Source organism: Pseudomonas sp. VEM90, assembly GCF_054611535.1.
This window is the reverse complement of record NZ_JBTRAR010000003.1, coordinates 183,378-201,011: the sequence shown is the minus strand read 5'-3', so window position 1 is coordinate 201,011 and position 17,634 is coordinate 183,378. Positions and strand designations below refer to the sequence as shown.

Below are 17,634 nucleotides of genomic sequence, written 5' to 3'. Positions count from 1 at the left end.
GTTTGCCACCGAGATTTCATGCCCGCCCTCGACCACCCCTTGATCGACCAGTTCCTTGACGCCTTATGGCTGGAAAAAGGCCTGTCCGACAACACCCGCGTGTCCTACCGTAGCGACCTGGCCCTGTTCAATGGCTGGTTGCAGGAGCGTTCGGTATCGCTGCCAGACGCCGGCCGCGACCTGATCCTCGATCACCTGGCCTGGCGCCTGGATCAAGGTTACAAGCCACGTTCCACGGCGCGTTTCCTGTCTGGTTTGCGCGGTTTCTTCCGTTACCTGCTGCGGGAAAAGCTGGTGGCGATCGACCCGACCCTGCAGGTCGACATGCCGCAATTGGGCAAGCCGCTACCCAAGTCGCTGTCTGAAGCCGACGTCGAAGCCTTGCTGCAGGCTCCGGACCTGGGCGAAGCCATTGGCCAGCGCGACCGTGCCATGCTCGAAGTGCTCTACGCTTGCGGCCTTCGGGTCACCGAACTGGTCAGCCTGACCCTCGACCAGGTCAACCTGCGCCAGGGTGTGCTGCGGGTGATGGGCAAGGGCAGCAAGGAACGCCTGGTGCCTATGGGGGAAGAGGCGGTAGTGTGGCTGGAGCGCTACCAGCGCGATGGGCGCGCCGAACTGCTCAATGGCCGTCCCAGCGATGTGCTGTTCCCCAGCCAGCGCGGCGAGCAGATGACCCGCCAGACCTTCTGGCACCGTATCAAGCACCACGCACGGGTTGCCGGCATCGACAAGCCGCTGTCGCCACACACCCTGCGGCATGCCTTCGCCACCCACCTGCTCAACCATGGTGCCGACTTGCGTGTGGTGCAGATGCTGCTGGGGCACAGTGACCTGTCGACCACGCAGATCTATACCCACGTCGCCAAGGCCCGGCTGCAGCAGTTGCACGCCCAGCACCATCCGCGTGGATGAATGTTACTCATGTTCCGCCGACCGGTCCTTGCGAGCCCCTTCACTGGCAGCGTGATGTGGTAGGCTTGAGCGGTTTGCACCACGGGCCGCACGGTCACCGCGTATTTTCCGCAGGTGGCGCCCTCCGGCCCCTGTCCGCCTTCAGGAGTTCCCATGCGCGTGACCCAGTTTTTCGCCGCCGCCGCGTTGGCGCTGGCCAGTACCTTTGCCGTTGCCGCGGCAACCGATAGCAACGCCGGTGCGGAGCAGGCCATCCGTAAATCGTTGCAGAACCTCGAACTGGAAGTGCCCGTGGAAAGCGTGGCCAGCAGCCCGCTCAATGGCCTGTATGAAGTCAAGCTGCAGGGCGGGCGCGTGCTGTACGCCAGCGCCGACGGTCAGTTCGTGATGCAGGGCTACCTGTTCCAGATCCAGGACGGCAAGCCGGTCAATCTCACCGAGAAAGCCGAACGCCAAGGTATCGCCAAACTCATCAACGGCATTCCAGCCGCCGAGATGGTGGTTTATCCTGCCAAGGGCGAGACCAAGTCGCACATCACCGTGTTCACCGACACCACCTGCCCGTACTGCCACAAGCTGCACGCCGAAGTGCCCGAGTTGAACCGTCGCGGTATCGAAGTGCGCTATGTCGCCTTCCCGCGCCAGGGCCTCGGTTCGTCGGGTGACCAGCAGTTGCAGGCGGTGTGGTGCTCCAGTGACCGCCGTGGGGCGATGGACAAAATGGTCGAAGGTAAAGAAATCAAGGCCGCCAAGTGCACCAACCCGGTCAGCAAGCAGTTCCAGCTGGGTCAGTCGATCGGGGTCAACGGCACGCCGGCCATTGTTCTTGAAAGCGGCCAGGTCATTCCTGGCTACCAGCCGGCACCGCAGGTCGCCAAGCTGGCACTTGCCAAGTAATTCAGTTCAGTACGCCGTCGTCATGGGGTGACGGCAAGTTTCACGGTCGGCAAACGTGTCGGCCGTTCAATGGGGAGTTCACAGTGAAACCGGTCAAAGTAGGCATCTGTGGGTTGGGGACCGTCGGTGGCGGAACCTTCAATGTACTTCAGCGCAACGCCGAGGAGATTGCCCGCCGTGCCGGGCGCGGTATTGAAGTGGCACAGATCGCCATGCGCTCGCAGAACCCGAACTGCCAGATTACCGGTACCCCCATTACCGCTGACGTGTTCGAAGTTGCAAGCAACCCGGAGATCGACATTGTCATCGAGCTGATCGGTGGCTATACCATCGCCCGCGACCTGGTGCTGAAGGCCATCGAAAACGGCAAGCACGTGGTCACCGCCAACAAGGCGCTGATTGCCGTGCATGGCAACGAAATCTTCGCCAAAGCCCGCGAGAAGGGTGTGATTGTCGCGTTCGAGGCGGCCGTAGCCGGTGGCATCCCGGTGATCAAGGCCATTCGCGAAGGCCTGTCGGCCAACCGCATCAACTGGCTGGCTGGCATCATCAACGGCACCGGCAACTTCATCCTCACCGAAATGCGTGAGAAGGGCCGTGCCTTCCCGGACGTGCTGGCCGAAGCTCAGGCGCTGGGCTACGCAGAAGCCGACCCGACCTTTGACGTAGAAGGCATCGACGCTGCGCACAAGCTGACGATCCTGGCGTCCATCGCGTTCGGTATCCCGCTGCAGTTCGACAAGGCCTACACCGAAGGTATCACCCAGCTGACAACGGCAGACGTGAACTACGCCGAGGCCCTGGGCTACCGCATCAAGCACCTGGGCGTGGCGCGTCGCACCGCCGAAGGTATCGAGCTGCGCGTGCACCCGACGCTGATCCCGGCCGACCGCCTGATCGCCAACGTCAACGGCGTGATGAACGCTGTCATGGTCAACGGTGATGCTGCAGGCTCCACCCTGTACTACGGTGCCGGCGCGGGTATGGAGCCTACCGCTTCGTCAGTGGTCGGCGACCTGGTCGACGTGGTCCGTGCCATGACCTCCGACCCGGAAAACCGCGTGCCGCACCTGGCCTTCCAGCCAGACTCGCTGTCGGCCCACCCGATCCTGCCGATCGAAGCCTGCGAAAGCGCCTACTACCTGCGCATCCAGGCCAAGGATCACCCGGGCGTACTGGCCCAGGTCGCCAGCATCCTCTCGGAGCGTGGTATCAACATCGAGTCGATCATGCAGAAGGAAGCCGAGGAACAGGATGGCCTGGTGCCAATGATCCTGGTGACCCATGGCGTGGTCGAGCAGCGTATCAATGATGCCATCGTCGCTCTGGAAGCCCTGCAGGACGTGGTCGGCAAGGTTGTGCGCATTCGCGTCGAACAGCTCAACTAACAAGTATTTGCCGACGGGCCGCCTGCGCGGCCCCGGCCCCAGCATCGAAGGTTTGCACCCATGCGCTATATCAGTACCCGCGGCCAGGCACCGGCCCTCAATTTCGAAGACGTGCTGCTGGCTGGCCTGGCCAGCGACGGCGGCCTCTACGTGCCGGAAAACCTGCCACGCTTCACCCAGGAAGAAATCGCCTCGTGGGCAGGCCTGCCTTACCACGAGCTGGCCTTCCGCGTGATGCGCCCGTTCGTCGAAGGCAGCATCGCCGACGCCGACTTCAAGAAGATCCTCGAAGAAACCTACGGCGAGTTCGCCCACGCCGCGGTCGCCCCGTTGCGTCAACTGAACAGCAACGAGTGGGTGCTGGAACTGTTCCACGGCCCGACCCTGGCGTTCAAGGACTTTGCCCTGCAGTTGCTCGGCCGCCTGCTGGACCATGTGCTGGCCAAGCGCAACGAGCGCGTGGTCATCATCGGTGCCACCAGCGGTGATACCGGTTCCGCCGCAATCGAAGGCTGCCGCCGTTGCGACAACGTCGACATCTTCATCCTGCACCCGCACCAGCGTGTGTCGGAAGTGCAGCGCCGCCAGATGACTACCATCTTTGGCGACAACATCCACAACATCGCCATCGAAGGCAACTTCGACGATTGCCAGGAAATGGTCAAGGCCAGTTTCGCCGACCAGTCGTTCCTCAAGGGCACCCGCCTGGTCGCCGTCAACTCGATCAACTGGGCGCGGATCATGGCCCAGATCGTCTACTACTTCCATGCAGCCCTGCAGCTGGGTGGCCCGGCGCGCTCGGTGGCGTTCTCGGTACCAACCGGCAACTTCGGCGACATCTTCGCCGGCTACCTGGCGCGCAACATGGGCCTGCCGGTCAGCCAATTGATCGTCGCCACCAACCGCAACGACATCCTGCACCGCTTCATGAGCGGCAACCAGTACGTCAAGGAAACCCTGCACGCCACCCTGTCGCCGTCGATGGACATCATGGTCTCGTCCAACTTCGAGCGCCTGCTGTTCGACCTGCATGGCCGCAACGGCGGTGCGATTGCCGAGCTGATGGCCAACTTCAAGCAAGGTGGCGGCTTCAGCGTCGAGCAAGACCGCTGGACCGAAGCCCGCAAACTGTTCGACTCGCTGGCTGTCAGCGACGAGCAAACCTGCGAGACCATCGCAGAAGTGTTCGCCGCCACCGGTGAAGTTCTCGACCCGCATACCGCAATCGGCGTCAAGGCTGCCCGCGAGTGCCGCCGCAGCCTGGACACGCCAATGGTGGTGTTGGGTACCGCGCACCCGGTCAAGTTCCCGGAAGCGGTGGAGAAGGCCGGTGTGGGCAAGGCGCTGGAGCTACCCGCACACCTCAGCGACCTGTTCAGCCGTGAAGAGCGTTGCACGGTACTGGCCAATGACCTGAAGGCTGTACAGGGCTTTGTCAGCCAGCACGGCAACCGCGGCAAGCCGCTGTAATAGCATTGCGTTTGGGGCTGCAGAGCGGCCCCGACGTCTCAGCCTTTTCCCTCAGGCCTATCAGAAACATCCTATTCGGCCCGCCGAGCTTCAAGCATAAATTAGCCGGTCCTCCCACCAGGAGCGGCTCATGCACCAGCCCTATGTGTTGATCCACCAGGCTCGCCCATCCCACCAGATCCTCTTGCATCAGGCCCTCAACGGCCAAGGCGTCTTCAACGTACGCATCAGCGAGAGCATCGCTGACCTCGACGCCTGCCTCTGTGCTGAGCGTCGCCCCGACCTGCTGATCCTCGACCACGCCATGCCAGCCCGGGCCGGCCTTGCCCTATTCGCCCAGCGGCAGCGAGCGCGCGCATTGCTGTTCGTCGGGCAGCCTGCCCCAACGCGTCAAAACCTTGCCCAAGAGGCCAGAAAGCGCGGCATGTGGGTGCTCGACGAGTTGCCCTGGCCGCTGTCGATGCCACGCCTGCAGCATGCCTTGCAAACACTGCAGGTGCGCCCAGGGTCGCGTATTCAAACTGTCACGCCAGCCCCGCATGCTCACTGAAGCGGGCGCGGTTTGACGAACTTTATGCGGCGCCTGCTGGTCAGTCACTTTAGGTCCCACCACGCAGCGAGTGATCCGGATGGAAAGAATCTGCAGCCTGCTCAACGAAGCCCTGACGCCCTATCAGACCCACCTCGGCATCGCCGATCCCGGCGGTAATCGCCAACTGACCGTTCACGATCCCCTCTCAGGTATTACCTTGCAGCGCACGGTCAGCGAGCGCCAATTGCAAGAGCAACGCCTGCTGATCGACCTCGTGGACGGCTTGCACCGAGACCTGCAGATAGCTGAGGGGCGGTTGCAGCCTTGTGTGATCGCGGCATTGCAGCATCGTCAGCAACCGCAGGGAACCTTTGCCTGAGTGGCTTATCAGACAGTGTAGGGGCAGCCAGCCAGTGCTTTGCTCCAGCGCTGGCAAGGCTGTCACGGGAAGTCCTCAAGGGCTTTCGCTTGGCCCCGGGCGTCTTCCCCAGCGCCCGGGGTTTCTTTTTCCGGGCGGGCACTTACCCCCAAGGCTGCTCCTGCAACGACGGTGCGTGCCGGGTGGGCTTATCTGTCCTCAAAGAAAAGACTGCTGTCCTTCAGGTAGTCTTCCCGCAATGCCATGTCCAGCCAGCGGGCATACAACCCTGGCAACACATCCCGGCGCAGGGCAGGCAGCAACTGGTCGATGTGTGCAACTGCCGCACGCCCCCGTTCGTTATCTGAACATCCCACATGCAGAAACTGGTAGCGCTTCACGCCCTGCACAGTATGAAACTGGTAGTCAGCCAGTGACCCGCCTTGTTGTTGGATCAGGTAGCGCACCTCAGGCCAGTAGCCGAGCACCAGGCGCAGGCGCCCCAGCTGCTGCATCTGCAGCAGGTTGGCGGTGGCCTCGTTGCCGTAGTGCCGGCTGAGCGTGCTTTCGGGCAACTGGCGCAGGATGCTGTCAATTTGCGTACCGTAGCTGCGCTCGGCGACAACCCCCAGCTTCAGCGGGGCCTTGCTCAGCAGGCCATGCAGGTCCACCTGCTGGCCGTCGAGGTAGGGTGCCACCAGCGCCTGGTTTTCCTTGCGCAACACCAGGCCACCGCTGAGCGCGCCCAGCGATGGGACGGAAAAATGCACATACCCGGCCCGTTTCGGGGTCCACAGCACGGTTGGGTCGCAGGTGAAGGTGTCACGGTCTTGCAGCATCTGGAGGCTGCGGGCGCGGTTGACCCGCACGATGCTGTGTTCGTACTCGGGCATCTGCCTGATCAGCAGCGGTAACAACTGATCGATCACCCCCCGGCCTTCTTCCGGGCCATCAAAAATGGTGAACGGTGGCAGGTCACGCACCAGCCAGAAGAGGTGCTCCTTGGCGTTCGCTGGCTGCAACAGCAACGCAGGCAACAGCCCGCAGAGCAGGACCAGATGGCGTAGGCAGCGGGTCGCGTACATGGAACCGGTAGCGCCAGGGTCAGACCGTGCCCGCTGCGCGCAGGCTGGCGATGGCCGCTGCGTCGTAGCCCAGGCTGCCGAGGAGCGCATCGGTATGCTCGCCCAAGGCCGGGCCGACCCATTCGCTAGAGCCGGGCGTTTCCGACAGCTTGGGCACGATGCCGGGCATGTGGAATGGCTTGCCATCCGGCAGCTTGGCCTGCAGGAACATCTCGCGCGCCAGGTACTGGGGGTCGTTGAACATGTCTTCGGCCGAATAGATACGGCTGGCCGGCACTTCGGCGGTGGTCAGCACCTGCATCAGTTGCTCCAGTGGCAGGCTGTTGGCCCAGCGGTCGATTACCCCGTACAGCTCGTCACGACGCAGGTCGCGGCCGTCGTTGCTGGCCAGGGTCGGGTCATTGGCCAGGTCGTCACGACCGATGGCCTGCATGAAGCGCTTGAAGATCGCATCACCGTTGGCGCCGATCTGCACATGCTTGCCGTCGGCGCTTGTGTGGATGGAGGAGGGCGTGATGCCTGGCATGATGTTGCCGGTGCGTTCGCGGATAAAACCGAACACATCGAACTCCGGGACCATGCTCTCCATCATGGCAAAGATCGCCTCGTACAGGGCCACGTCCACCACCTGGCCCTGGCCGCCATTGACTTCCCGGTGGCGCAGCGCCATTAGCGCGCCGATCACCCCCCACAGGGCAGCAATCGAGTCACCGATGGAAATCCCCGTGCGCACCGGCGGGCGGTCATCGAAACCGGTGATGTAGCGCAGGCCGCCCATCGACTCGCCTACGGCACCGAAGCCTGGCTGGTCTTTCATCGGCCCGGTCTGGCCAAAGCCCGACAGGCGCACCATCACCAGGCGCGGGTTCAGCGCATGCAGTACATCCCACCCCAGGCCGAGTTTCTCCAGCACACCCGGGCGGAAGTTTTCGATCAGGATGTCGGCCTCGGCCAGCAGGCGCTTGAGGATATCGCGGCCCTCAGGGTGCTTGAGGTTGAGGGTGAGGGACTGTTTGTTGCGGGCCTGCACGAACCACCACAGCGAGGTGCCCTCGTACAGCTTGCGCCACTTGCGCAGCGGGTCGCCGCCGTCGGGCGATTCGACCTTGACCACTTCAGCGCCGAATTCGGCACAGATACGCGAGGCGAACGGCCCGGCGATCAGGGTACCGAGTTCGACAACTTTAAGGCCGGCGAGGGGTTTGCTGGGCGTCGACATGGGGTATCCGTGGCAGTTGGGCAGAGCCGTGGTTTTATCACACGTCGGTTTCGCCGGGTACTGCTGCGGGGCATGGAAGGTGCGGATGGGTTAGACTGTGCCACTTTCTTTTGCACGAAGCCCGTCGACCATGGCCCAGCCGTCCACCACCTACAAGTTCGAATTGAATCTCACCGACCTTGATCGCAACGTCTACGAAAGCGTCAAACAGACTATCGCTCGGCACCCTTCGGAAACCGAAGAGCGCATGGCCGTTCGTTTGTTGGCGTACGCGCTCTGGTACAACGAGAACTTGTCGTTTGGCCGCGGCCTGTCGGATGTCGATGAACCGGCGCTGTGGGAAAAGAGCCTGGACGATCGCGTGCTGCACTGGATTGAAGTTGGTCAGCCCGATGCCGATCGCCTGACCTGGTGCTCGCGTCGTACCGAACGCACCAGCTTGCTGGCTTACGGCAGCCTGCGAGTGTGGGAGGGTAAAGTGGTGAGCGCGGTAAAGAACCTGAAAAACCTGAGCATTGCCGCTGTGCCGCAGGAGGTGCTGGAAACCCTGGCGACCGACATGCCGCGTAGCATCAAGTGGGACGTGATGATCAGTGAAGGTACGGTATTCGTGACTGACGACCGTGGCCAGCATGAAGTCCAACTGCAGTGGCTGCTCGGCGAGCGTGGTTGAAGCAACCCATGCGTATCGAACCTCGCCCGCTGCCGCCGACCCTGCCATTTCTGGGTAACCTGCCACCCTTGCTGACCCGCCTTTACGCCGCGCGCGGCGTGCAGAGCGAGGCCGAGCTGGACAAAAGCCTGGCACGCCTGCTGCCGTACCAGCAGCTCAAGGGCATCGAGGCCGGTGTGGACCTGCTGGTCGAAGCCATCGACCAGCGCCAGCGCATCCTCATCGTCGGCGACTTCGATGCCGACGGTGCCACCGCCAGCACCGTCGGGGTGCTGGGCCTGCGCCTGCTGGGTGCGACCCATGTCGATTACCTGGTGCCCAACCGCTTCGAGTACGGCTACGGCCTGACCCCGGAAATCGTCGAGGTGGCGCTGCAGCGTCAGCCGCAGTTGCTGATTACCGTGGACAACGGCATTTCCAGTGTCGACGGGGTGGCGGCGGCCAAGGCCGCCGGGCTCAAGGTGCTGGTCACCGACCACCACCTGCCGGGCGAGCAGTTGCCCGACGCCGATGCCATCATCAACCCCAACCAGCCGGGCTGCAGCTTTCCAAGCAAGTCACTGGCCGGAGTAGGGGTGATCTTCTATGTGTTGATGGCCCTGCGCGCTCGCTTGCGCAGCCTTGGGCGCTACGAGGCGCAGCCACAGCCGAACATTGGCGAGCTGCTCGATCTGGTGGCGCTGGGCAGTGTTGCTGACGTGGTGCCGCTGGATGCCAACAACCGCATCCTGGTGCACCAAGGCCTCGAGCGCATCCGCGCCGGCCGCGCCCGGCCCGGCCTCAAGGCCATCCTTGAGGTGGCGCGGCGCGATCACCGGCGCATCACCTCGACCGACCTCGGTTTCATCCTCGGCCCGCGGTTGAACGCTGCGGGGCGGCTGGACGACATGAGCCTGGGCATCGAATGCCTGCTGTGTGAAGACGCGGCGCTGGCCCAGGACATGGCCCAGCAGCTGGACGACCTGAACCAGGACCGCAAGTCCATCGAGCAGGGCATGCAGCGCGAAGCCCTGGCCCAACTCAAGGACCTGCCGGTCGAGTCGATGCCGTATGGGTTGTGCCTGTTCGATGCCGACTGGCACCAGGGCGTGATCGGTATTCTGGCTTCGCGCTTGAAGGAGCGTTACCACCGGCCGACCATCGCCTTCGCCGATGCTGGTGATGGCATGCTCAAAGGCTCGGCGCGTTCGGTGCCGGGCTTCCATATTCGCGATGCGCTGGATGCCGTGGCGGCGCGCCATCCGCAGTTGATCAGCAAGTTCGGCGGCCACGCCATGGCGGCAGGGTTATCGTTGCCCGAGGCCAATTTCCCGGCATTTGCCGAGGCGTTCGATGAAGAGGTGCGGCGTCAACTGCGCGAAGAAGACCTGACCGGCCGGCTGTTATCCGACGGTAGCCTGGCGGTCGAGGAATTCCACCTCGACCTGGCCAAGGCCCTGCGCCACGCCGGGCCTTGGGGCCAGCACTTCCCGGAGCCGCTGTTCCATGGCGTGTTCCAGTTGGTGGAGCAGCGTGTGGTTGGCGAACGGCACCTGAAAGTGGTGCTCAAGAGCGAATGTGGCTCGGTGCGGCTGGATGGCATTGCCTTCGGCATTGACCGCGAAGTGTGGCCAAACCCGACGGTGCGCTGGGTGGAGTTGGCGTACAAGCTGGATGTGAACGAGTTTCGCGGTAATGAGAGTGTGCAGTTGATGATTGCGCATATGGAGCCGCGCTGAGTTTAGCGTCAGGTGCCTGCCTTGGATCTTGCGCTGGGGCACAAATCGAGCGCAGCCCGCGCGGCGCTCGATCTCCCAGGTGCTGCTCAGGTTCAGTTGCACTCCTTTCTGGGGCGGTAGTAGATCGCCGCTGCCGCAATCAAGATGCTGATGCCGCTAAATGAGAAAATGATAACTGCTAGTGTGGTCTCCCGGTTTCTTACATTGGTGACATGTGCCGCCATTGCAGAATCATAAAGAACCATTCCATTAGGAGCGATTAAGCGCTGAGCCGTTGCAGCGCTTTTAGAGGTTGCTATGTCAACAAAGAGTGGCGTATTTAGGTCCAGGCTCGCTGCATCATAGTATATTTTGTCTGCATAAAGATGAACGTTGTGGTGCTTTCCATTTGAAGTTTTAAACTTGATGCTGAACGTATAAAGAGATTTGTCGCTATCCCAGGTTTCAGGCTTGGAGGTGAGAAAGGCTGGAACTCGCGACCATAACTCTTCATTGGTGTTTTTGTGTTCGCGCCACATGAATGTGAAGCTGGTGCCTAGGGTGAGATTTATAAGTCCGCCTATTAATAGCGCTTTGGCTTGTTTGTGAGGCGGGAGTTCACGTATGAGTTTTAGCGATTGCTGCCAGATATTCATATCGGCTCGTTACGGCGTGGAGGGTTTTACAGGTTGGCTAGAAGTACTGATCCTGCTGCGCGCTGCTACAGCATATGTAGTTATCTTGATTGTCCTGGTTGTCGTCAATAGGTACGGTAATTGATAGTGCTTGGTCGGGTGGCTTTATACCATCTATACTTTCTATGCTTATAGTCAGTGTTGCGTCAGGGGCAGGTATGTCAGGGGTAGATGTCACCGCTACTGAGTTGCTGCTGGAGTTTCCGCTAAGGGGAGGCGGTTGCGTTGAATTGAAAGTCTCGCTCCCTGTTGGGGCGGTGTGAGCCTGGCTGCTATCTGGAAAACTTAGTGGTTCGGTGCCTAGGGATATTTCTGAAGAGTCAGGGTTCCAGTTAACGGTTGTGATCATTCCCTGGTGGGTGGAAAGTATCTGGTCAGGTGAAGCGAGTGTGAAGTCAGGCGCAATCCGTGGCGCGGTAAAACCAGTAAGGTCACCTTGACTCAGCAGGCTGGTAAAGAGTGGAGCCATCTTGTCGTAAGCTGCTTTAGCCAGGTCAGAATTGAAGATGCTATAGAGTGTGGCGGTTACGCCCACGACTGTGGCCCCTCCAGCAATTAAAGGTGCTCCGGCCAGAATGGCGAACGAGGCCACGATGCCTGCGACGTTGCTTGCCAAACTTATGACATCTCCGCTCTTAATTTCCGCGCCCTCTTTGAGGTCTGCCGCGACTTTCAGGAAGGTCACGGTGCCAGAAAGGGTATTGGTAACAATGTTAATGAAGGGTACAGCACCTATCGGGAGGTGAGTGACGGAGACTACTGAGGCTATCGCCGTAGTTGTCTGTGCTGTTTGGATGACTAGTGAAAATCCGGTTTTATCTGTGTTGAATTGGTCGTGGATTGCTGCTGCTCCCCCAGTTTGATTGATGGGTTTTGCCGTTTTATCTATTACTGCTACTATCAGTTCGGCGCGTGTGCTCATTGTTTAATATCCTTATTCATGGTCTTAAAAGCGATAGTGATTCGCAATTTGTCGCAGTCAACGGTGGGCGCTCTGGCTCTGTGCGGTATGTGTCCGTCGAAAATCGCTATGCGTCCCGGCTTTGGTTGTATGGCAGCGATGGTGTCATTCTTCTGCTGATCGAATAGAATCAGTTCGCCGCCCCATGTGGTTTCCCACTGGGCATTGCAGAAGAGGACTGCGGTTTTTCCTGGTTCAATTGATTTGTTATCTCTATGAATAGGACTGTCTTGGCCGAAAGTCTGGCCGTTTGCGTAAACACCCAGCAGCAAACAGTCACGCATGTGAGCAAGCTGCGTGCGCCTCCAAATATCAAGTAGAAAGCCCCAATGGCTGTCGCTGGCCAGTTCATGCTCGCAGCACTCCAGTGAGGTACGTTTGCTACCGGCTATGAAGATGTGCCAGCAAGGACGTGCGAGGGGAATTGTATTAATGGGCCAGCCATATCTCCATATTGCACCCGAAAATGAATTTGTGAGTAAATTTTGCTCGTGTTCAGTAATGAACTTATCTAATACTTTCGGTTTTTCTGTAAAGGGGATATCCGTCATTGACTCAACTCGCGAGCGTGGAGGTCGGGTTTGTGCGAACTGTGTGATTGGCTTCATTGGTCGCCGTGACGTGATGGACAATAGTATTTGAGAGGCAGAACAGCGATAGGAGGAGGGAGATGTTGCTTGAGAAGAATTTCCCAAGAGAACGTAGAACTTTAAGTAATAGGCTGTAGGATTTTTCTAAGATGCCCGGTAGGCCGGGTGGAAAGGGTTGTCGTGGGTGGTACTACCCTAGCGCTTAAAGGGCGGTCGACTTTTGCTGATTACAGTCAGACCGCGGAATGAAGGAGGTTTCAGTCACCCAACGGTTTATGCGTCATGCCCAGCTCGGCATCATCCATCAGTGCCTTGGCCATGGCACTCAGGTAATGGGATGCCCAGATCATCATCGGTTTTTCATCCATCAGACCGATGATGGTCAGCTCTCTTACATAGCCCATCAACTCCGATGCCTGCTCGCGGGCATCCCGGCAGGGAATGCCTGGCTCGATGCGGAACAGGGGATGGGTCTGGTGTTCGCCTTGGAAGAAGGTGGTTTTGCCGACAGTGAATTGGGTGTCGTCTGTGGTCATCGATTCCTCTCCTGAAATTTCCTGATTGCCTGTTCTGGCCTCTTCGCGGAGGTTCGACGCCTCGATGAACCCGCTCCCACAGGTCAGGCGCAAGCCTTGGAGCCTGTGATGACCCTGTGGGAGCGGGTTCATCGAGGCGTCGAACCGCCGCGAAGAGGCCAGCAAATCTAACCTCAATGAAGGCTGGTACTCCGCTCCAAGGCGAGTGACAGCGCATCCGCCTGACCCCAGGCAATCTGCATGGCACGCAGCCCATTCACCAGCGATTCCCGGGTGCGGTCATCTTCGATGGCATCGAGGGTTCGGTGGCAATGGTTATAGGCGAGCATCAGGTAATGGGTGATCTTCACCACATGATCGATGGGCACGATGCCATCGCTGACGGCGTTGGTGAGGGTCTTGTCGGAGGGAAGGTCGAAATGATGGGGTGGGTCGGGGACGATCTTTTTCATAGCAATTCCTTGAAGATTTAAGGAGTTGCCACCGCCGTTTCCACACGAAGGGCGGCAACTGTACACGGGGTGGAAAACCGGTCTTCAAGGAACCCCGGTAGGCCATACGGCCTCCCGTGTACAGCTGCCATTACGACAGGCACTTGAAGATTGACCGGGTTTCCACACCCGCATCGCTGATGCTTTCAGCGACACGAAAAGCCTAAAGGGCGGTGTTTCCAGGAACAATCAGACGCGAGTCGACAGGGTCTGTAGGATATTTTCCTCAGCTAGGCATCGCCAGCTCATATGTGTAGGAAACGTCTGATACATGCGTCGGACCATTCGGAAATCCCGGGGCCGTACTAAGGCCATTAAGTGCCTGCCTTGATTCTTGCAGGAGCGCCGCCCGCGCGGCGCATCGCGGATAAATCCGCTCCTACAGTTTGTTTCGGGCCAGTCACTCCTGTGAGGCCACCGCTGTTCGCCTTGTTTGTTCCCTTCGATATCGAGGTGGGCACCACTGCTTTTCATCGGTCTTCAGCCATGCATCAAGGCGGTCCCTGTTGGCGGCACAGGAGTGATTGGCCCGAAACAGATGTAGGAGCGGATTTATCCGCGATGCGCCGCGCGGGCGGCGCTCGATCTCACAGGCGCTGCAAACCTTTCGGCGAACCCCTCGCCATCCCACAGAACCTTCCCCCCCACCAATCTGGTCTAGTCTCATTAATGACCGGCACCGGGCCAGGGATGTGCACTTGAGTGTCCAGGCCGGATCACCATTGGAGTCCTTGGGAGGTGCCCTCATGAGCCTGCTGCTCGAGCCTTACACCCTGCGTCAGCTGACCTTGCCCAACCGCATCGCCGTGTCACCAATGTGCCAGTATTCCGCCGTCGATGGCTTGGCCAACGACTGGCATCTCGTCCATTTAGGCAGCCGCGCCGTAGGTGGCGCGGGCCTGGTGATTACCGAAGCTGTGGCGGTTACCGCCGATGGCCGCATCACCGCCGAAGACCTTGGCCTGTGGGACGACGCGCAGATCGCCCCGTTACAACGCATCACCCGCTTCATCACCGCCCAGGGCGCCGTGGCTGGCATTCAGCTGGCTCACGCCGGGCGCAAAGCCAGTACCTACCGCCCGTGGCTTGGCAAACCAGGCAGCGTCAAACTGGAGGAGGGCGGCTGGCAGCCGGTGGGGCCATCGAGGATCGCCTTCGATCCGCAGCACACGCCTCCACGCGAGTTGAGCCAGGACGAGATCCAGGATGTAATCGCCGCTTTCGTCGCCTCGACCGAACGCGCCTTGAAGGCTGGATTCAAGGTGGTGGAAATCCACGCTGCCCATGGCTACCTGCTGCACCAGTTCCTGTCACCGCTGAGCAACCAGCGCCGTGACGAATATGGCGGTAGCTTTGAAAACCGTATCCGCCTGACCCTGCAGGTGGTCGAGGCCGTGCGCAAGGCCTTGCCTGCCGAATTGCCGCTGTTCGTGCGGGTATCGGCTACCGATTGGGTAGAGGATGGCTGGAATCCGGATGAAACCGTCGAACTGGCACGCCGCCTGCGGGAGTTGGGCGTGGATCTGATCGATGTCTCTTCAGGCGGCACCTCGGTCAACGCCGAGATCCCTACCGGCCCCGGCTACCAGACCCGCTTTGCCGAGCGCGTGCGCAAGGAATCGGAAATTGCCACCGGCACCGTGGGCATGATCACCGAACCGGCCCAGGCCGAGCACATCCTGCGCACCGGCCAGGCCGATATCATCTTCCTCGCCCGCGAACTTTTGCGCGATCCGTACTGGCCACTGCATGCCGACGACGACCTGGGCGGCAACAAGGCCACTTGGCCGGCGCAATACCAGCGCGCGACCAGCCGCGCCAACCCGATTCACGAGTCCGATTTGCGCGACTGACCCAAGCCTTGCGCGGCCCTTGCAGGAGCGGCCCTGTGTCCCGGCAACAGTTGCCGGGGCTGCCGCGCAGCCCATCGCGATACAAGGCCGCTCTTGCAACGCCGGCGTTGGTAGCTGGGTTCAGCTATAGGTAGCCTTGCTGAGAATATCGCTCACCCATTGATTGATGCTCTTTTCGGCCAGCTCTGCCTGGGCCGCCACACTGGCGTGAAGGGTAGGCTCAAGGCGTAGGCTGAGCTTGCCGGAGTACGTTTTCTGCGGTTCCCGCCCGAGGCGTTGGCAAGTCTCAAGATAATCGTCAACGGCTTCTTCAAATGCCTGGCGCAACTCACTGATCGATTCGCCATGAAAACCAATCACGTCACGAACACCGGCGACATGGCCGATCAGCAACTGGTCTTCGTCGCTGTATTCGATACGAGCGGCGTAGCCGCGGTAAGTCATTACATTCATGGTAATACTCCTGCCTGCTCAAGGAACTGGCGGGCGTCTCTGAGTTGATAGGGCTTGGCGTGCCTGTCCGGATGAGGGCGGTGGAAGGTTGCCACTGCTCCATTGAGTTCAAAGCGAACCCGCGATCCTCTTCCTTCTATGACCCTGGCACCCAGCGATACCAATAGAGACTCCACTCGCGCCCACTCCAGTGTTCTGGGCACCGGCCTTTCAAGTAATGCTTCAAGTGTGGCTTTCTGATGATTATTCATGGTATCAGATTATGATACCAAGCATGAGGGCTCAATGGATGTGCAGTAGGAGGGAGTGGATCGGGGTTGAAGGAAAATTCTGAGGCGTTGACCGAGGGGCATTCAAGACCCTCGGTCAACGCGAGCACTTAGTGCTTGATCATCACATGGCGCACACAGGTGTAGTCCTCCAGCCCATACATCGACATGTCCTTGCCATACCCCGAATGCTTCTGCCCGCCATGGGGCATTTCGCTGACCAGCATGAAGTGGGTGTTCACCCAGGTGCAGCCGTACTGCAAGCGCGCCGCCAGGCGGTGGGCGCGGCCGGTGTCGCGGGTCCATACCGATGAGGCCAGGCCGTAATCGGAGTCGTTGGCCCATTCCAGCGCCTGCGCTTCATCGGTGAAGCGGGTGATCGAAATCACCGGGCCAAACACTTCGTTGCGCACGATCTCGTCATCCTGAAGGGCATCGGCCAGTACGGTAGGTTCGAAGAAATAGCCATCGCCCTCAATTGCCTTGCCACCGGTAACCAGACGAATGTGCGGCTGGGCGATGGCCCGCTGCACCAACCCGGCAACCTTGTCGCGGTGCTGGGCACTGATAAGCGGCCCCAGTTCGGTTTCTTCAGACTCCTGCAGGCCCGGTTTGAGGCTGGCTACGGCTTTACCCAGGCGCTCGACGAAGCGCTCGTAGATCCCGTCCTGCACATACAGGCGGCAGGCTGCGGTGCAGTCCTGGCCGGCGTTGTAAAAGCCGAAGGTGCGGATGCCGTCGATAGCGGCATCGATGTCAGCGTCATCGAACACCAGCACCGGCGCTTTGCCGCCCAATTCCATGTGCATGCGTTTCACGCTGTCGGCGGTGGCGCTGATGATGTGCGCGCCGGTGGGGATCGAGCCGGTCAGCGATACCATGCGCACCTTGGGGTGGGTAATCAACGGGTTGCCGACCGTCTGGCCGCGGCCGAAGAGAATGTTCAGCACGCCCGGCGGGAGCAGGTCCTGGGCCAGCTCGCCCAGGCGCAGGGCCGTCAGCGGCGTCAGTTCGGACGGCTTTATCACCACCGTGTTGCCGGCAGCCAGGGCCGGGGCGATCTTCCAGGCCAGCATCATCAGCGGGTAGTTCCACGGCGCGATGGAAGCCACCACGCCCAACGGGTCGCGGCGAATCATCGACGTGTGGCCCGGTAGGTACTCGCCTGCCGCCGAGCCGCCCAGGCAGCGCGCCGCACCGGCAAAGTAGCGGAACACGTCGGCAATCGCCGGGATCTCATCGTTCAGTGCAGCGCTCAGGGGCTTGCCGCAATTTTGCGATTCCAGCCGGGCCAGTTCATCGCCATGGGCTTCGATGGCGTCGGCCAGCGCCAGCAATGCTTGCGAACGTTCTTTAGGGCTGGTTTGCGACCAGCTGTCGAAGGCCTGGTCGGCAGCGCGTACGGCGCTGTCCACCTGTGCCTCAGTGGCTTCGTTGATCTGCGCCAGGGCAGTGCCCAGCGCCGGGTTGAGCACGGTCCAGGCCGGGCCTTGGCCAGCGACCAGTTGGCCATTGATCAGCATCTGCGTTTGCATCGGGGGCTCCTCCAGGG

Annotated in this window: 19 protein-coding genes; 9 read left to right on the top strand and 10 right to left on the bottom strand. The window is 60.6% G+C overall.

Going from position 1 to position 17,634, the window contains the following annotated elements:
* The first annotated feature begins 18 nt into the window (after positions 1–18).
* The 6 genes from xerD to ACYCCG_RS05055 all read left to right on the top strand — a co-directional run bounded on the left by xerD (position 19) and on the right by ACYCCG_RS05055 (position 5,581).
* Entirely contained in the window at positions 19–915 is an 897-nt protein-coding gene (gene xerD, locus ACYCCG_RS05080; protein ID WP_176682707.1) for a site-specific tyrosine recombinase XerD, read from the top strand.
* A 153-nt stretch (positions 916–1,068) separates the two neighbouring features.
* A complete protein-coding gene (locus ACYCCG_RS05075) occupies positions 1,069–1,812 on the top strand; it encodes a thioredoxin fold domain-containing protein (protein WP_104962463.1) in 744 nt (247 codons plus the stop codon).
* A gap of 83 nt (positions 1,813–1,895) precedes the next feature.
* Complete coding sequence (locus ACYCCG_RS05070) at positions 1,896–3,200, top strand: homoserine dehydrogenase (protein WP_003252157.1); 1,305 nt, start codon at positions 1,896–1,898, stop codon at positions 3,198–3,200.
* A 60-nt stretch (positions 3,201–3,260) separates the two neighbouring features.
* Positions 3,261–4,670, top strand: coding sequence for a threonine synthase (gene thrC / locus ACYCCG_RS05065; protein ID WP_010952565.1), 1,410 nt, complete (start codon positions 3,261–3,263; stop codon positions 4,668–4,670).
* A 130-nt stretch (positions 4,671–4,800) separates the two neighbouring features.
* Positions 4,801–5,220, top strand: coding sequence for an ANTAR domain-containing protein (locus ACYCCG_RS05060; protein WP_209963843.1), 420 nt, complete (start codon positions 4,801–4,803; stop codon positions 5,218–5,220).
* A 79-nt stretch (positions 5,221–5,299) separates the two neighbouring features.
* A complete protein-coding gene (locus ACYCCG_RS05055) occupies positions 5,300–5,581 on the top strand; it encodes a DUF3509 domain-containing protein (RefSeq protein WP_459669609.1) in 282 nt (93 codons plus the stop codon).
* A 188-nt stretch (positions 5,582–5,769) separates the two neighbouring features.
* Here ACYCCG_RS05055 and ACYCCG_RS05050 read toward each other — a convergent pair whose 3' ends face one another.
* Both ACYCCG_RS05050 and ACYCCG_RS05045 read right to left on the bottom strand, forming a co-directional pair.
* Positions 5,770–6,645: a TIGR02285 family protein gene (locus ACYCCG_RS05050; protein ID WP_459669607.1), complete on the bottom strand. Its 876-nt coding sequence runs from the start codon at positions 6,643–6,645 to the stop codon at positions 5,770–5,772.
* Positions 6,646–6,664: 19 nt separating this feature from the next.
* Positions 6,665–7,864 (bottom strand): CaiB/BaiF CoA transferase family protein, encoded by a 1,200-nt coding sequence (locus ACYCCG_RS05045; RefSeq protein ID WP_209963849.1) that lies wholly within the window; start codon positions 7,862–7,864, stop codon positions 6,665–6,667.
* 130 nt (positions 7,865–7,994) lie between these two features.
* On the opposite strand from ACYCCG_RS05045, the gene ACYCCG_RS05040 reads away from it, so the two are divergent.
* Positions 7,995–8,537, top strand: coding sequence for a YaeQ family protein (locus ACYCCG_RS05040; RefSeq protein WP_003252169.1), 543 nt, complete (start codon positions 7,995–7,997; stop codon positions 8,535–8,537).
* 8 nt (positions 8,538–8,545) lie between these two features.
* Positions 8,546–10,255, top strand: coding sequence for a single-stranded-DNA-specific exonuclease RecJ (gene recJ / locus ACYCCG_RS05035; RefSeq protein ID WP_459669604.1), 1,710 nt, complete (start codon positions 8,546–8,548; stop codon positions 10,253–10,255).
* A 92-nt stretch (positions 10,256–10,347) separates the two neighbouring features.
* Here the strand turns inward: recJ and ACYCCG_RS05030 are convergent, their stop codons facing one another.
* The 5 genes from ACYCCG_RS05030 to ACYCCG_RS05010 all read right to left on the bottom strand — a co-directional run bounded on the left by ACYCCG_RS05030 (position 10,348) and on the right by ACYCCG_RS05010 (position 13,468).
* Positions 10,348–10,890: a hypothetical protein gene (locus ACYCCG_RS05030; protein WP_103469423.1), complete on the bottom strand. Its 543-nt coding sequence runs from the start codon at positions 10,888–10,890 to the stop codon at positions 10,348–10,350.
* Positions 10,891–10,927: 37 nt separating this feature from the next.
* Positions 10,928–11,851 (bottom strand): hypothetical protein, encoded by a 924-nt coding sequence (locus tag ACYCCG_RS05025; RefSeq protein WP_252459450.1) that lies wholly within the window; start codon positions 11,849–11,851, stop codon positions 10,928–10,930.
* Positions 11,848–12,441, bottom strand: coding sequence for a 2OG-Fe(II) oxygenase (locus tag ACYCCG_RS05020; RefSeq protein WP_172402836.1), 594 nt, complete (start codon positions 12,439–12,441; stop codon positions 11,848–11,850). Before ACYCCG_RS05020 ends, ACYCCG_RS05025 begins: the two co-directional genes overlap by 4 nt.
* Positions 12,442–12,737: 296 nt before the next feature.
* A complete protein-coding gene (locus ACYCCG_RS05015) occupies positions 12,738–13,016 on the bottom strand; it encodes a DUF3077 domain-containing protein (RefSeq protein WP_047604476.1) in 279 nt (92 codons plus the stop codon).
* A 173-nt stretch (positions 13,017–13,189) separates the two neighbouring features.
* Entirely contained in the window at positions 13,190–13,468 is a 279-nt protein-coding gene (locus ACYCCG_RS05010; RefSeq protein WP_209963856.1) for a hypothetical protein, read from the bottom strand.
* Positions 13,469–14,253: 785 nt separating this feature from the next.
* On the opposite strand from ACYCCG_RS05010, the gene ACYCCG_RS05005 reads away from it, so the two are divergent.
* Positions 14,254–15,360 (top strand): NADH:flavin oxidoreductase/NADH oxidase, encoded by a 1,107-nt coding sequence (locus ACYCCG_RS05005; RefSeq protein WP_209963859.1) that lies wholly within the window; start codon positions 14,254–14,256, stop codon positions 15,358–15,360.
* Positions 15,361–15,480: 120 nt separating this feature from the next.
* Here ACYCCG_RS05005 and ACYCCG_RS05000 read toward each other — a convergent pair whose 3' ends face one another.
* From ACYCCG_RS05000 to ACYCCG_RS04990, 3 genes are all read right to left on the bottom strand, one after another.
* Positions 15,481–15,813, bottom strand: a complete 333-nt coding sequence (locus ACYCCG_RS05000) for a type II toxin-antitoxin system HicB family antitoxin (RefSeq protein ID WP_176682715.1) — start codon at positions 15,811–15,813, stop codon at positions 15,481–15,483.
* On the bottom strand, positions 15,810–16,064 hold the full coding sequence (locus tag ACYCCG_RS04995; protein ID WP_209963865.1) for a type II toxin-antitoxin system HicA family toxin: 255 nt from the start codon (positions 16,062–16,064) through the stop codon (positions 15,810–15,812). Before ACYCCG_RS04995 ends, ACYCCG_RS05000 begins: the two co-directional genes overlap by 4 nt.
* A 128-nt stretch (positions 16,065–16,192) precedes the next feature.
* Positions 16,193–17,617, bottom strand: coding sequence for a gamma-aminobutyraldehyde dehydrogenase (locus ACYCCG_RS04990; protein WP_459669599.1), 1,425 nt, complete (start codon positions 17,615–17,617; stop codon positions 16,193–16,195).
* Positions 17,618–17,634: the final 17 nt, after the last annotated feature.